Genomic DNA, 14306 nt, shown 5'->3' with positions numbered 1-14306 from the left:
TTTTCCTATTTAAATATACGGGTTGTTCAAAGAGTAGCATATCGCAGACAGAGCGGCAATTGCATATTAGGGGGGAGAAGGTGGGACGTATTAACATAAAAGCAGACGTCGGTGCGTTTGGAATACCGTCCGAGCAAATTCATATCAGGGAGGAAGAAAAGGGGGAGTTAAAAGCCGGCCGCGTGGAAGTACGGATGCGTCTGTCCCCGGTCAATCCTTCGGATCTCATTCCTGTATACGGGCGTTATGCCCACCGGGTAACGCTGCCGCTCGTGCCCGGCTACGAAGGTGTGGGTGTTATTGAGCGGGTTGGAGAGGGAGTGAGCAGAGGATTGATAGGAAAGCGCGTGCTGCCGCTGCGGGGCGAAGGCAGCTGGCAGTCGCTTGTACATGCGCCGGCAGCCCTGACCGTACCAGTGCCGGGCAGTCTTTCCGATGAGACAGCTGCGCAGATGTACATCAACCCGGTGACGGCGTACGTCCTTTTAACTGAAAAGCTGGATATTCCTTCCGGTGGAATGCTTGTTATTAACGCGGCTAATTCTGTAATGGGCAGGCTTCTGATTCAATTGGCTTCCTGGATGAATATTCGCGTGGTGGGCCTTGTACGACGAAATGAAGTAATAAACGAGCTGGTACAGCTGGGGGCAGAAAAAATAGTGGCAGCCGGGGAAGGAGAAGAAGAGAGCGGGCTGAAAGCTGCCCTGCAGGGAGAGAAAGCAGAAGCCGCCGTGGATATGATCGGTGGAGAAGCCGGAGCCGCTCTCGCCGGGAGCGTTAAGCCGGGAACAACGCTTTTAGCACTCGGCCTGCTCTCCGGCAGACCGCTCGACTGGGCTTATATTACGGAAACACTGGGAGTGAAGGGTACGATGTTTCATCTGAGGCACTGGAATGCTTCAGTTTCCGATGCGCGCTTCCAGCAGGTATTCAGGAGGCTGTTTCAACTGGTGGAAAGCGGGCAGCTTGTGGTGCCGCGCGTCCGGCATGTCTATCCGCTCGTTCAGGTACGGCAGGCATTACAGGACTATGAGAGCAAAAGCTTCAGCGGCGGTGGAAAAATAATGCTCGCCGTCCTGTGACTGCCTGCTCTATACAAGAGGGGCTGTGCCGATTTATAATAAACATACTCAATCCAACAGAAACGGTGAGAACTTATGCGGGAATTTTCTTTTTATTCGACTCCCTTCGGTGTAAGCGGAGAAGAAGTACCATATGCAGCAATTGCTAAAGCTACGACAAGCAGAGAGCTCGTGTCGGATCAGGAATCCGATGCCTTTTATTTTCGTTCGCTTGAAGCGGACGGTATTTTTTTGAACGAAGCCCAGATTGAAGCCGTGCGCTTTGGAAACGGGCCGCTGCTGGCGCTTGCAGGTGCCGGATCAGGGAAAACGTCGGTGCTCGTCTGCCGGGCCGGCTATTTAATGGCGGTCAAGCAGGTGCCGGCAGAATCCGTTCTACTGATCACATTTACAAAAAAAGCAGCGGAAGAAATGAAAACGAGAGTGATGAACCTGCCGGGTGTCGGAGAAACAGCCAGCAATCTGCAGGTGCGCACGTTCCACGCCTTTTTCCTGCTTCTGCTCCGGCGCCATGGTATCCGACAGGAAATTGTTTCAAGCGAGCGGAAAAAGCAGCTGGCCGTGAAGCTTTTGATGAAGGACATGGGCCTTGAAGATGTCTATCAGCCTGAGGCGGTCTTATCCTTTCTGTCCTATCATAAAATGAATGACACCGCTGTTGCGGATCTTCCTGAAAAAGAAACGAGCCAAAAGCAGTTAAAACGTATTTGCGAGGCGTATGAAGACTGGAAGCTTGAACGCAATTATATTGATTTTGACGATATTTTAATGAAGGCCAAAGCATTGATGGACGAGGACCCGGCTTTTCTGCAGCAGCTGCAGGACCGGTTTGAGTACGTCATGGTCGATGAATTTCAGGACACCAACTATCTTCAATACAGGCTGGTGCAGATGATCGTGGAAAAGCACCGCAATTTGTTTGTGGTGGGTGATGACGACCAGACGATTTATTCGTTTAACGGGGCCCGGCACGAATTTATTCTGGAGTTTGATCAGAAGTATCCGGAAGCGCAGACGATTGTGCTCGACGTCAACTACCGCTCCCATAAAGCTATTGCCGGCCTTGGGAATGAAGTGGTGCGCCACAACAAGCAGCGGAAAACGAAAACCCTCCAGGTGATGAATGCAGAAGCCTCGTCTCCGTTTTATTTCCGCGCTGCGTCCACCGACGAAGAAGCGGAGCAGGTGGTGGCAGATATGAAGCGTGCCGTGGCAGAGGGAGAATGCGAGTGGCGTGATATGGCCGTGCTGCACCGGACGATCAGTGTGAGCCGTGCCATCTTTGAGCAGCTGACGGCCCAGGATGTGCCGTTTGTGCACCATTCCCTCGGCAACCAGATGTTCTATGAGCAGTGGCCGGTGAAAGCGATGATGGACTATCTGCGGCTGAGCTTGAATCCGACGCTCGTGGAAGCGATGCCCGAGGTTGTGCCGACTTTATTCATCTCCCGGGAGCGCGGCATGCGGCACATTAAAGACCGTGAAATATTTTCTCCCCGCAGCGAACCGCTGCTTCATTTAACAGACATGCCGGGCATTCGCCCTTTTCAGCGTAAAAAGGTGGAGGAGCGGCAGGGCATGATTCAGAAGCTGAAGGAAAAACGCCCGGAAACGGCCATCCGCCAGATGCGGCGCCAGTTTTACGATGGCTACCTGGAGGCCGATGAACAGCAGGTAAGCATGAAAAAGGAAACGTTAAAGGAAACCCTCGATGAACTGGAGTCCTCGGCCAAACGGTTTGAAAGTGTGTCGTCTTTTGTATACTTTGTCGACGATATGCTGCGGACATTCCGCGAGATGAAGGAGCGGGAGAAGGACCCGGATGCGAACCACGTTTCACTGATGACGATCCACCGGGCCAAGGGCATGGAGTTTCCGGTCGTGTATGTGATCGGGGCTTCAGAAACGATCATGCCGCATGATTCTGCGTTAAAGGCCGACCGGATGAAGGACCTTTTATACGGAGAGAAGGCAGAAAATAAGCAGACCCAGGCTCTGGAGGAGGAGCGCCGGCTCGCATATGTAGCGATTACGCGGGCGAAGCAGAAGCTGTGCATCAGCTCGCCGGCCTTTTACCGCGGCAAGGAGGTGGAAGTGTCACGCTTTCTGCTCGAAGCCTTTCCGGGGGAAACACATACCGGGGAAAAGCAGGAAACGGAAACCATCGAGGCGCTCGTCTGTGAAGAAGCGATGTGCCCGGCCTGGATACGTCTGTCGGAAGCACCTGATGAAACCGAAAAAGAGTGTCCGATGTGTAAAGGGAAAATGGTGCCCGGCACTAAACAGGTTATTAAAAAGTAACTGCCGCAGCCGGCTCAGCAAATTAGTTGAATAATCACGTGCAGCAGGCTACGATGAATTGATAGATACTAATGTTTCTAAGGGGGAGTCAGCAATGGCAGACGAGTCAGTAACATTATATGCATGGATTAACGGAAAACGAGTGGACGCCGACGAATATATGGAACGGGAAAACCCGGCAGACCCGCAAAAAATCGTGGCATACGTGCCGAAAACAACGACCGGGCAGGCAGCGGAAGCTATTGAAGCAGCCCGTGCTGCTTTTCCTGCGTGGAAGGAAGTGCCGGTGGAAGAGCGGATCGAGCGGATGGAACGCGCCATCCAAACAATGAAGGACCGCACGCCGGAGCTTGCTGAAACGCTCGCGGAAGAACACGGCAAGCCGGTTTACGACGCAGAGGGCGAAATGGCGGTTTCAATCATGTGGATGGAGTATGCCTGCCAGACAGTAAAAGAGACAATCGCTGATCAGGTAGACGAAGGCGAGGGCGGCAAAACAATCATCCGTCAGGAGCCGATAGGCGTAGTGTCTGCCATCAGCCCGTGGAACTATCCAATTGCGCTCTCTACAATCAAGATTGCTCCGGCGATTCTGACAGGAAATACCGTCGTTTCAAAGCCGAGCCCGTTTGCTCCACATGCGGTCAGCCTGGTAGTTGAAATGATTGCCAAAGAATTTCCGGACGGGGTGCTGAATCTCGTCCACGGAGAAGCTGAGGTCGGCGTGGAGCTTACCTCCAATACACATGTGGATAAAATTGCTTTCACGGGAGGTACGGAAACTGCTAAGAAAATTATGAAGTCGGCAGCGGATACAATTAAGGATATGACGCTTGAGCTTGGCGGCAATGATGCTGCCGTAGTGCTGCCGGACTTTGACGTAAATGATGAGCGCGCGATGCGCCGCATGGTTATCTCCAACTTCCTGACCGCCGGCCAGATATGCATGATCGCCAAACGCATTTATGTACCGCGCACCCTATACAATGATTTTGTGGAAAAGTATCAGGAAGCAGCCAACAAATGGGTGAAAATCGGCAGTCCGTTTGATGAACAGGTCACGACCGGACCGCTCAATAACAAGCAGCAGCTGGATTTTGTGAAAAGCCTTGTGGATAATGCGGCTGAAAAAGGAGCGGACGTTATCCCGCTCGGCCACATTGTGGATAAGGAGCTGTTTGAACAGGGGTACTTCCTGCAGCCGACTCTGGTGCTCGGCGCGGACCAGCAGGACGACATTGTGAAGGAGGAACAGTTCGGACCGACCGTTCCGATCGTGCCTTACGATACGGTGGATGAAGCGGTGAAAATGGCGAACGACAGCATTTACGGCCTCACAAGCTCGGTATGGGGAGAAGAGGACCATGCCATCGAAGTTGCAGCCCGTATTGAAGCAGGCACTACGATGGTCAATACCGCTGCTGTGCAGGGACTTGACGTCCGTTATCCATTCGGCGGAGTCAAGCAGTCCGGCATCGGCCGCGAATACGGAAAGGAAGGCCTTCTCGGCTACGTAACCCCTCACGTCATCAATGTACCGAAAATGCGGGATCTGCCGTATATTCCCGAATAACAAAATTAAGCAGCTGTCCTGGAGGCTTCCAGGACAGTTTTTTATGCTGAAGTTTGAGAAAAGTAAAGATTTTTGAAAAGGAGTGATCCGATGCGGAGAATAGAGGTCGTGCCGTGGCAAAAGGAGTGGAAGCACTATTTTTACCATGAACAAAAGCTGCTCGAGCTTGAAGCCGGCGGTCCGGGAGATCATATTTATCACATAGGAAGCACGAGCGTTCCGGGCCTTTCGGCAAAGCCCATCATCGATATCCTGATCGAAACGCCGAAGCTTTCTATGTGGTCCGAAGACCGGCTTGAAGGACTCGGATATAGGGGAAAAGGAGAGCATGGTATTGAAGGAAGGGCTTTTTATTATAAAGGCGAATATGTCCACCGTTTTCACGTGCACGTGTTCGAAAAAGAAAGCGAAGGGAGCGGACGTCACCTTGCCTTCCGCGATTATTTACGCTCTTTCCCGGCAAAGGCGAAGGAATATGAAATCATTAAAAAACAGGCTGCAGCGAGGCACCCACACAGTCCGTCTGGATATATGGAAGAAAAGCATACTGTCGTGCAGAGGCTCGAACAGGAGGCTCTTTTCTGGAAACGAACAGAAGGAGAAAATGGTGGTTTTTGAAAAACTGACAAAACCGTCCACAGACATATACACAATGGGGATGGTTATCAGCTGAGATAAGGGAAGGACATAAAAATAATCGAAGCGGCTGCTTCGATTGAAGGCATTGATGACAGAGAATTTACTGAAATGAAGCGCCGGCTTGTGGACAGTCTTTGAAGTGCTTTCGGAAATTATCCACAGCCGGCTGGAAAATGGAGCGAGGATGAAAGAAGCTACTGATATAAAGCGGTGTGAATTTTTCTCATCAATCTCCCGGTACGGACCGGGTGCTCGGCAAAAGCAACATAGCCGTCCGGACGTATGAGTACAGCTGAAAATGCCGGCAGCTTCCATTTAACGGCAAGATCGCGCCGGTAATCAAACAGATGGTGGATATTCGGTCTGGAGGCCCGGAGTATGCCTTTACGCTGAACAACGAGAATGAGAATAGAAGGGCCGTACTGCCGGCGCACCTCCTGGATGCTTTCATCGAGCTGATGAAGCTCCTGCTCGTCTTCGATATAAAACAGGCAGGTAAACTGCTGGATGTGCAGAAAATCCATTACGTCTGCGTGTTCTCCTTCCTCGGTAAGAACACGTGCCGGCGCAGCCCGGGATCCGGCTGGAATCATCGGCCCCTGGTGCTGGAATTTCGCAAACGAAGCCCTGTTCTGATAGCTGATATCAATATTGGCGAGGCGCTGGGTCAGCTGGCGCTGCAATGAACTGCTTTTGCTCAGCATACTGACAGGGTTCGCCAGAAGGCGTGGAATAAGGGTATGGGAGCGGGTCATCACCTGCATGGCCGTATTTGTCATTCGAATGGTCTTGCGTCCGACCTCGTACCGTTCCTCTTCATACGTATCGAGCAGAGCAGGATCCGAATGGCCGCGGAGCACCCACGCCAATTTCCAGCAGAGGTTAACCGCGTCCTGCATGCCGAGGTTCATCCCCTGGCCGCCGAAGGGGCTGTGCAGATGGGCAGCATCCCCGGCAAGAAACAGCCGCTGGTCCCGGTAGGCATCAGCCTGGTGATGGGAGGTGCCGAACTGGGACAGCCAGGAGGCGCTGGTCAAACGTACTGGCTGCTGGGTAATACGCTGTACGCTTTTTTCGAGATCTTCAAGAGGGAGGTCGTCCTGGTGTTCACGGTTCTGTTCGGCATGGTCGATAGTGATTACCCGGTACGATTCATCACGGAAGGGAAAGAAAGCAGCTACACCGCGTTCGGTAATAAATGTCGATATATCGTTGGAAAGCGGAATTCCTTCCACCGTCACGTCCCCTAAAAAGTAGATTGTTTCATGCTTGCCGCCCGGAAAGGAAACGTTCATGTTCTCACGGACGGTACTGTGAGGACCATCACAGCCGATCACATAGGAGGCGCGGATTAATTCGTGCCCATTTTCGGTGGAGCATTCCACCTCTGCGTAGTCCCGGTACTGGGTAATCCGTTTACAGTGGGTGTTCCAATCGATAAATTGGCCGATTTCCCGAAGCTGTTTCTTTAAAATATGCTCCGTATCTGACTGCGGCAGCATAAGCATGAAGGGAAACGGCGTATCGAGCGAAGCAAAGGAGGCCCTGGAAGCACGTTTGCCTTCAGGCTGAACAGCCGCATCAGTGATTGGGAACCCTTCCTTTAAGAAGGGGCGGAGCGCACCGATCAGGCTGAGCATTTCGAGGGTGCGCGCCTGGATGCCGAATGCTTTGGAAAAGGGGGAAATCGAGCTTTTTCTGTCTAAAATACGGACGCGGATGCCGAGTGCTCTTAATGTGTTGGCGGCAGTCAAGCCTACGGGGCCCGCCCCAACAATGCATACATCGGTATTCGTTGTTTTCATGAATTCATCACGCTCCCTTCGGTATACTTGTAGTATACCCTGCGAAAGGCTGCCTCATGCACGTGTTGCCCGCAGGAGGAAACTGTGTTTGAATATGGGAAATTCCTATTTCCGACTGGGATTGGGCCGGTTTGATTCTTAATGAAGGAAAGGAAGAGGTTAATGTCATTCACTCATGATTTAAAGGAAAAACTGCTGCCGGTGTGGGAGCAGAATCATACGCATCCGTTTGTGGAAGAGCTTGGGCGGGGGACCCTCGATAAGGAAAAATTTCGTTATTTCATGGTTCAGGATTACCTTTATCTCATGCAATATGCGAAACTGTTTGCGATTGGTGCTGTTAAAGCCGAAGACGTGGAAACGATGGGGGCTTTTGCGAAGGTAATGGACGTTACCATGAATGAAGAAATGAGTCTGCACCGCCAGTATGCAAAAAAATTTGGCATCACCGAACAGGAGCTCGAACAGGCAGAAGCGGCACCAACTACACTTGCGTACACAAGGTATATGCTGCATGAAGGGCAGAACGGAGGTCTGGCTGAGCTGCTTGCGGCTGTGCTTCCATGCATGTGGAGCTACGCAGAAATCGGAAGAAAGCTCAGTTCATGGCCGGGGGCCCTCGAGCATGAGCTGTACGGCGAATGGGTGCAGATGTACAGCGATGACGAATTTCAGCAGCTGGCGGACTGGGGCATCAGCATGCTCGACCGCCTGGCAGAAAACAAACCCGCGGAGGAAAAAAGAAAGATTGAAAATATATTTTTAACGACTACCCGGTTTGAGTATTTGTTCTGGGAAATGGCGTACCGGCTGGAAGGCTGGCCGCAGACATGAAAAGCCCCCGGAGGACCGGGAGCTCTGCTTATATTTGAGGGGAAAGCGTAAATACGCCAAACCATTCATTTTCGTCCGTCCACCAGTCGCTGGTTTCCCAGAAGGACTGGCGGGCCAGATTTATGAATTCCTCGGGAGTGAACTTCCGGCTGTTTTCTGTATGGATCGTCTCGCCGGCACGCATCGTAAACGTTTCTCCACCGATCGAGAACAGGGAAGGCTTTTCGGCGCGCAGATGCATTTCGATCCGCCCGAGCCGTTCGTTGTAAAAAGCCTCATGTGCAAAATGGCCGGTATTGATGCCGGCGTCAAGCTCGCGGTTTAGGCGGTGGAGCAAATTTTTATTAAAGGAAGCGGTAATGCCTGCCTCGTCATTATACGCCCGGTGAAGCACGACCGGATCCTTCTTCAAATCGACACCGACCACCAGGCTGTCCTCGGGATTCATATGAAAAGCGAGCTTTTGTAAAAATTCGGAAGCCTCCTTCGGATCCAGGTTTCCAATAGTGGAGCCGAGAAAAAAGACAGCAGAGGGCTGGTCTTTGCTGCTGTTAAAAAACGACATCGTTTTTGTATAGTCTGCACATACGCCTGAGACCTGCATGGCCGGCACGGCTTCCTTTACATGGGCGGCGGTATCGTGCAGGGCACTAAGCGAAATGTCGACGGGGGTATAGCTCACTGCCTCCGATAGGAAGGGAAGCAGGCAGCGGATTTTATCAAAGCTTCCGCTTCCAAGCTCAATAAGGGAGGAGGCTCCAATGCTTTCAGCAATTTCTTCCCCGTAGTCGGATAAAACAGACGCCTCGGTCCGGCTCACGTAATATTCCGGCAGCCGGGTAATTTCATTAAATAGCATGCTTCCCTGCTCATCGTAGAAATGTTTCGGGGGGATACTCTTAGGCTCGGCAGCCAGTCCGGTGCGAACGTCTTCAGCCAGGGAGGAGAGCGAAGGCTTTAAATCCAATACAGTATAGTCAGCCATGGCTATTTCTGCACTCCGTCCTTGGCAAGCCTCAGTCCGCTGAACTGCCAGCGTTTTTCCGGCGGGAAAAAATTACGGTAGGTGGAGCGGATGTGTGACTGCGGAGTTGCGCACGAACCGCCGCGCAGCACCATTTGGTTGCTCATGAATTTTGCATTGTATTCTCCCATGGCCCCTTCCGGCGGACGGTTGCCTGGATACGGGGAATAAGGACTGCGTGTCCACTCCCATACGTCTCCGTAGGCATTGGGAGCCGATTGGAGTGGCTGCGGATGATAGCTTTCAGATTCAAGAAACGTACCGTCTGCTTCGGAGCTGCGGAAAGCGTACTCCCATTCCTGTTCGGTAGGGAGGCGCGCTCCGGCCCAGCGGGCATAGGCATCTGCTTCGTAGTAGCTGATATGGGCAATAGGTTCATGAAGGCGCACTTCTTTCAGGCCGTTCATCGTAAAGTAGAACCAGATCCCGCCCTGTTTCTGCCAGTAGAGCGGTGCCTTCCAGTCATGCTTCTGGACAATACCCCAGCCTTCGGAAAGCCACAGCTCAGGATCTTCGTAGCCGCCGTCTTCAATAAAACGAATATATTCTTCGTTGGTCACCGGTCTGGAGGCGATAGAGAAGGCGTGCAGATAAAATTTATGCTCCGGGCGTTCGTTATCGAAGGAAAAATGCAGATTATCTGTGCCAATAGTCGTTAACTCGTCTTCATAGGCGTGCCATTCCAATTCAGGAGTCTCTCCCTTTTCAGCAAAAGAATCATTTTCCAGGTAGGCAGGGTTAAGTGGATTCATCGAAAAGTTGAATTTTGTGTCGGTGACTAACAGCTCCTGGTGCTGCTGCTCGTGCTGCAGGCCGGTTTCCATTAATTCAGCGATCTCATCGTTCCAGGGCCCTTCTTTGAGAAAACGTTCCATCGCCGCTTCCACATGACGCCGGTATTCCATGGTGTCTTCAGTCGTCGGACGGGAAATCAGTCCGCGGTACTGCTTGGGAAACGGTTTTCCCTGCGTTTCGTAATAGGAGTTGTACAAGCCGTTGGAGAATTTTGAAAACTCTTCATAATGATCAGCGTACGGCTTGAGAATGAACTGCTCAAAAAACCAGGTCGTGTGGGCCAGATGCCATTTCGCCGGACTGACGTCAGGATGCGCCTGAATCATAAAATCTTCGGTGTATAACGGTTCGGTCAGCTTCATCGTCTGCTGACGCAGAGACGTAAAACGTTCGGTGAAGTCAGCTTTTGCGGCATTTGCCTTCGCCTGTACGATGGGGAATTCCTCCTCAGGTAAATAGAATGGTGCATAAGTACATGCACATGAAGGTTAAATACCCGCTTCAAAACAGGGCAAAACAAGGCGGAAAGACAGAAAAGCGAAAAAAGGAATGCCCGCGAAGGCATTCCATGAGGCTGATATTTTTTAGGCTTCTTTCTGAAGCTCTCTTCCAGTGTAGTGATAAACGAGTTCTTCGCTGATTTCCCGCAGCTTTCTTTGATTGGCTGTGGAATAGGAATCACTCGAAGAGCTCGTAATTCCTTTTTTCGTGAAGTATTTACCGGTTACCTGAGAGCCGCGGGCACCTGAAGCAAGCGACACTTCCAGGTCAGCTCCTTCCTCCGGGGAGTCGCCGAACATACTGATGAATTTGTTCAGTCCCCGGTAAAAGGCATTTTTATTATTCAATCCGAACCCGGTGGAAATGTTGCCGGGATGGAGAGCGTTCACTTTAATATTTTCATAGCGTAGCCTTTGGGAAAGGTCATACGTATACAGCAGCAGGGACAGCTTCGCCAGACCGTATTGCTTCAGGCCGTTATACTTCTGCTCCCCCTGCAGATTTTGAAAGTTCATCCTGGATATTGCATGTGCAGCAGAAGAAACGTTTACAATCCGGCCGTCAGAGCTCTTCCGGAGAAGAGGGAGGAGAAGCTCAGTAAGATAAAATACCCCGAGGTAATTCAGGGCAAAAGTGCGCTCGAGATGCTCCTCCGTCCAAACCCTGGAAGAGTAGACGGCGCCGGCATTATTAATCAGGGCGTCAAGCTGGCCGTAGTCCCGTGCTATATTCTCTGTAAGTGTCTCGATTTCCTGCAGCAGGGAAAGGTCAGCCTGATAAAAATGAAGTCCTGTGTTTCCGGTTTTCTGCTCCAATTCGGTAATCAGCTCTTCGCCTTTCCATTCCTTGCGTCCCACCAGCAATAGGGTGTGCCCTTCAGCTGCCAGTTTTTCTGCGACGATTCTGCCGATGCCGTTGGTGGCGCCGGTCAGCAGGATAGTTCTTTGATTTTCTACTTTGTTTTCCATCAATGAAGGCCTCCCTTAATCATCAAACATAAAGGAGCAGCGCTTCCTGAAAAGAAGCGTCTGCCCCGCCGGTACTGTTATTGTTTTGCGCGTACCCAGTTGATCAAACCGCCGCGAAGCATCATGTCAATTTGGCGCCTTGACATTTCATGGCGCACGGTAATGGTTTCATTTTTGTTTTTAATAGTGGCTTCAAACGTGTTGTAATTTTGGATATTTTCACGCAGGTTCTCAAGCACAATAGTGTCGCCGGCGTCGATTTTCATATAGTCTTCAGTGTCTTCAAACGTGATCGGAAGCACGCCGAAGTTCACAAGGTTCTGCCAGTGAATACGGGCAAAGTCCTGGACAAGGGCAACACGCAGACCGAGGTAGCGGGGTGCAAGGGCTGCGTGCTCACGGCTTGAGCCCTGGCCGTAGTTGGATCCGCCGACAATAGCGTGACCGGTATCATCTTTAATTTCCATTGCCCGGTTGTAATAGTCTTCATCGGTAATTTCAAATGAAAACTTGCTGATTTCCGGCAGGTTACTGCGGTACGGAAGCACGCGCGCTCCGCCGGCAAGAATCTCATCGGTGGAGAAGTTGTCGCCAAGCTTCAGCAGTACTGGTACTTCGATGCGGTCCGGCAGCTCTTCCATTTCCGGAAGGGTAGCAATGTTCGGGCCTTTTTCAATTTTTATATTTTTTGCTTCTTCGTAAGGAAGCGGCTCCTGCAGCAGCCGGAAATCAACGGTTGGCTCATCAGGTTCACCTACCTTAGGATAGTCCATATCAAGGGTCCGCGGGTCGGTAATTTCACCGTAAAGCGCAGAAGCAGCAGCTATTTCAGGGCTGCACAGGAATACGCGGTCTTCCTTCGTACCCGAGCGTCCCGGGAAGTTCCGCGGAGTCGTCCGCAGGCTGTTTTTGTGGGTGGCAGGTGCCTGTCCCATGCCGATACAGCCGTTACAGCCTGCCTGGTGCAGCCGGCCGCCAGCGCTCAGGAGATTGGCAATATGGCCGTTGGACACGAGGTCTGTCAGCATTTGCCGTGAAGATGGATTAATATCAAAGCTTACATTTTCATGCACATTTTTCCCTTTGACGATCTCAGAAGCAATCGCAAAGTCTCGGTATCCAGGGTTTGCGGATGAACCAATATACGCCTGGAAAATAGGTTCGCCGGCGATTTCCCGTACCGGTACAACGTTGCCCGGACTCGACGGTTTGGCAATCAGCGGCTCAAGAGAGGACAAATCGATTTCTTCATCGATGTCGTACTGGGCACCGCGGTCAGCTTTCAGCTCCTGCCATTCGTCCTCGCGGTTCTGGCTTGCCATGAAACGCTTCACTTCATCGTCCGATGGGAATACGCTTGCGGTGGCACCGAGCTCGGCTCCCATGTTCGCAATAACGTGACGATCCATAGCGCTCAGATCTTCAAGGCCTGGTCCGTAGTATTCAATGACTTTGTTAGCGCCGGCTTTCACGTCATGGCGGCGGAGAAGCTCAAGAATAACGTCCTTGGCGCTGACCCAGTCCGGAAGCTTGCCGGTAAGCTTTACTCCCCAAACCTGGGGCATTTTAACAAAGAATGGCTCTCCAGCTATTGCCATCGTTACTTCGATACCGCCTGCTCCCATGGCAAGCATCCCCATACAGCCGTTGGCACATGTATGGGAGTCCGACCCGAGAAGGGTGCGGCCGGGACGGGCAAGGCGCTGCATGTGTACCGGGTGGCTGACACCGTTACCCGGGCGGCTGAAATACATGCCGAAGCGTTTTGCTGCTGTTTGAAGAAACAGATGGTCATCCGGGTTTTTATTATCCTCCTGAATGATATTGTGGTCTACGTACTGGGCGGAAGCTTCTGTCTGAGCCCGTTCAACCCCCATCGCTTCAAGCTCAAGCATCACCATTGTTCCAGTGGCATCCTGGGTGAGTGTCTGGTCGATTTTCATTCCAATCTCTTCGCCTGGAGTCATCTCCCCGGAGACGAGGTGTTCTTCGATTAGCTTTTGTGCAACGTTTCGTGCCATAAATGGCGTCCTCCTTCGTCAGAATTCCAATTGTGTTAATTCTTTCTGAATGAAAACATGCTCTTAATATTTATACCTGTTAAGAAAAACTTGTAAACATACGAGGGATCTTTCTTTTCGTGTAAATTTTAATGTGTAATAATATAAATAAGGATCAGATTGTAGACAAAGGCCTCCGAAAATGAATTTCGGAGGCCTTTGTTTGTGCCATTGAGGGAGAAAGAAGCCTCCAACGGCCGGCGCACGTCTGTCGCCACCGCCAGGTGGCGAGTTTTTTGAGGTTCATCACCGCATAAACAAGCATCGCCTGCGCGGTGTTTCGTGCCCCTCCGGCGAGGAGCGTCCAGCGCAAGCCATGCTTTTGTTTGAGATCTGCAAAAATCCGTTCGATGGTTTCTTTTCGTTCCGCGTAGGTCCTCCGATTCCACGGGGTGTGCCGAAGGTGTTCGGCTTCGTCCAGATCCTCCTGCCAGACGTGGCGGAGAATCACCTTCCGGTGATCCCGGCTTTGGGTACAGATCTCGAGCAGCGGGCAGGACTGACAAAAGACGGGATCCGAGACATACTCCTGATAACCGTCCCGATTCGTGGTGCGGTAGCGCAGGGCCTGATGCTCGGGACAGAGATACGCGTCCAGATAGGCATCATACACAAAGTCCTGTTTGCGCAAGCGTCCCGGCGGGCCCTTGGGACGGGTATAAGGCATGACCGGGCGGATGCCCTGCTCGCGAAGCCAATGAGCAATCGCCGGGGTTTTATATCC

At 51.8% G+C, this 14306-nt stretch carries 10 protein-coding genes and 1 pseudogene; 5 read left to right on the top strand and 6 right to left on the bottom strand.

The window, feature by feature from the left end; genetic code table 11:
• The first annotated feature begins 80 nt into the window (after nucleotides 1–80).
• The 4 genes from ACTRXH_RS04320 (at nucleotide 81) to ACTRXH_RS04305 (ending at nucleotide 5574) form a co-directional block, all read left to right on the top strand.
• Nucleotides 81–1082 (top strand): zinc-dependent alcohol dehydrogenase family protein, encoded by a 1002-nt coding sequence (locus ACTRXH_RS04320; RefSeq protein WP_474280768.1) that lies wholly within the window; start codon nucleotides 81–83, stop codon nucleotides 1080–1082.
• A gap of 75 nt (nucleotides 1083–1157) precedes the next feature.
• Nucleotides 1158–3383, top strand: a complete 2226-nt coding sequence (locus ACTRXH_RS04315; RefSeq protein ID WP_474280766.1) for an ATP-dependent helicase — start codon at nucleotides 1158–1160, stop codon at nucleotides 3381–3383.
• A gap of 94 nt (nucleotides 3384–3477) precedes the next feature.
• Complete coding sequence (locus ACTRXH_RS04310; RefSeq protein WP_474261513.1) at nucleotides 3478–4956, top strand: aldehyde dehydrogenase family protein; 1479 nt, start codon at nucleotides 3478–3480, stop codon at nucleotides 4954–4956.
• Nucleotides 4957–5046: 90 nt separating this feature from the next.
• Nucleotides 5047–5574 (top strand): GrpB family protein, encoded by a 528-nt coding sequence (locus ACTRXH_RS04305; protein ID WP_474261512.1) that lies wholly within the window; start codon nucleotides 5047–5049, stop codon nucleotides 5572–5574.
• A 215-nt stretch (nucleotides 5575–5789) separates the two neighbouring features.
• Here the strand turns inward: ACTRXH_RS04305 and ACTRXH_RS04300 are convergent, their stop codons facing one another.
• The gene (locus tag ACTRXH_RS04300) at nucleotides 5790–7400 is read right to left on the bottom strand and encodes an FAD-dependent monooxygenase (protein ID WP_474261511.1); all 1611 of its coding nucleotides are present in this window, start codon (nucleotides 7398–7400) and stop codon (nucleotides 5790–5792) included.
• A gap of 162 nt (nucleotides 7401–7562) precedes the next feature.
• Here ACTRXH_RS04300 and tenA point away from each other — a divergent pair, with 162 nt between their 5' ends.
• Nucleotides 7563–8234, top strand: a complete 672-nt coding sequence (gene tenA, locus ACTRXH_RS04295) for a thiaminase II (protein ID WP_474261510.1) — start codon at nucleotides 7563–7565, stop codon at nucleotides 8232–8234.
• 28 nt (nucleotides 8235–8262) lie between these two features.
• On the opposite strand, the gene egtD is transcribed toward tenA, so the two are convergent.
• The 5 genes and pseudogenes from egtD to ACTRXH_RS04270 all read right to left on the bottom strand — a co-directional run.
• Entirely contained in the window at nucleotides 8263–9219 is a 957-nt protein-coding gene (gene egtD / locus ACTRXH_RS04290) for an L-histidine N(alpha)-methyltransferase (protein ID WP_474261509.1), read from the bottom strand.
• Nucleotides 9220–9221: 2 nt separating this feature from the next.
• A complete protein-coding gene (gene egtB, locus ACTRXH_RS04285; protein WP_474261670.1) occupies nucleotides 9222–10487 on the bottom strand; it encodes an ergothioneine biosynthesis protein EgtB in 1266 nt (421 codons plus the stop codon).
• 150 nt (nucleotides 10488–10637) lie between these two features.
• Nucleotides 10638–11522: an SDR family NAD(P)-dependent oxidoreductase gene (locus ACTRXH_RS04280; RefSeq protein WP_474280764.1), complete on the bottom strand. Its 885-nt coding sequence runs from the start codon at nucleotides 11520–11522 to the stop codon at nucleotides 10638–10640.
• Nucleotides 11523–11599: 77 nt separating this feature from the next.
• Complete coding sequence (locus ACTRXH_RS04275) at nucleotides 11600–13543, bottom strand: aconitate hydratase (protein WP_474261507.1); 1944 nt, start codon at nucleotides 13541–13543, stop codon at nucleotides 11600–11602.
• Nucleotides 13544–13790: 247 nt separating this feature from the next.
• Nucleotides 13791–14306, bottom strand: a pseudogene (locus ACTRXH_RS04270) (transposase); the annotation flags it as partial.

Source organism: Marinococcus sp. LNHM5E3-2.1, from assembly GCF_056034365.1.
This window is presented reverse-complemented; position numbering and strand designations above follow the sequence as displayed.